At 48.2% G+C, this 1233-nt stretch carries 1 protein-coding gene; it reads left to right on the top strand.

Annotated features, from left to right (window positions below):
* Window positions 1–21: 21 nt before the first annotated feature.
* A complete protein-coding gene (gene tuf / locus JMY02_RS13550; protein WP_201599181.1) occupies window positions 22–1212 on the top strand; it encodes an elongation factor Tu in 1191 nt (396 codons plus the stop codon).
* The last annotated feature ends 21 nt before the right edge of the window (window positions 1213–1233 follow it).

Raw genomic sequence — 1233 nt, 5'->3', positions numbered from 1 at the left:
CCAAAAAAAGAGGAAATACCCATGGCAAAGGCCAAGTTTGAACGCAAAAAGCCACACGTCAACGTCGGCACCATCGGACACGTTGACCATGGTAAAACAACCCTTACCGCTGCAATCGCAACCGTAGCAGCAATCACCTCTGGTGGCGAAGCCAAAGACTACGCGTCTATTGACTCAGCTCCAGAAGAAAAAGCACGTGGCATCACCATCAACACCTCACACGTAGAATATGACACAGATGCACGTCATTATGCTCACGTAGATTGCCCAGGTCACGCCGATTATGTTAAAAACATGATCACTGGTGCCGCTCAAATGGACGGCGCAATTTTAGTCGTATCAGCCACTGACGGCCCAATGCCACAGACTCGTGAGCACATCCTGCTTTCACGTCAGGTTGGCGTACCATACATCGTCGTATTCATGAACAAATGCGACGTCGTTGATGACGAAGAACTGCTTGAACTCGTAGAAATGGAAGTTCGTGAACTTCTTAACGACTACGACTTCCCAGGTGATGACACCCCAATCATCCATGGTTCAGCAACTGAAGCCCTAAAAGGCTCACAAGAAAAATACGGCCAACCAGCCGTCGTAGAACTACTAAACGTTCTTGACACCTACATCCCAGAGCCAGAGCGTGACATCGACAAAGCATTCCTAATGCCAATCGAAGACGTATTCTCAATCTCAGGCCGTGGTACTGTTGTTACTGGTCGTGTTGAATCTGGTATCGTAAAAGTTGGTGACGAAATCGAAATCGTCGGTATCCGTGACACTCAAAAAACCACCTGTACTGGTGTAGAGATGTTCCGTAAACTGCTTGACGAAGGTCGTGCAGGCGAAAACTGTGGCGTACTACTACGTGGTACCAAGCGTGAAGACGTACAACGTGGCCAAGTACTAGCGAAGCCAGGTTCAATCACGCCTCACACCAAATTTGACGCAGAAGTATACGTACTGTCAAAAGAAGAGGGTGGTCGTCACACACCATTCCTAAACGGCTATCGTCCACAGTTCTACTTCCGTACCACTGACGTAACTGGCGCAATCCAATTACAAGAAGGTACTGAAATGGTTATGCCTGGTGATAACGTTGAGATGGGCGTAGAGCTTATCCACCCAATCGCTATGGACAAAGGTCTTCGCTTCGCAATTCGTGAAGGCGGCCGTACGGTAGGCGCTGGTGTTGTTGCTAACGTATTGAACTAATCACTTATTCTCAGTAATGAG

Source organism: Psychrobacter vallis (genome assembly GCF_904846715.1).
In the GTDB taxonomy this organism is placed as follows: domain Bacteria; phylum Pseudomonadota; class Gammaproteobacteria; order Pseudomonadales; family Moraxellaceae; genus Psychrobacter; species Psychrobacter vallis.
The sequence above is the reverse complement of the archived record's forward strand: the minus strand, read 5'-3'. Positions and strand labels throughout refer to the sequence as shown.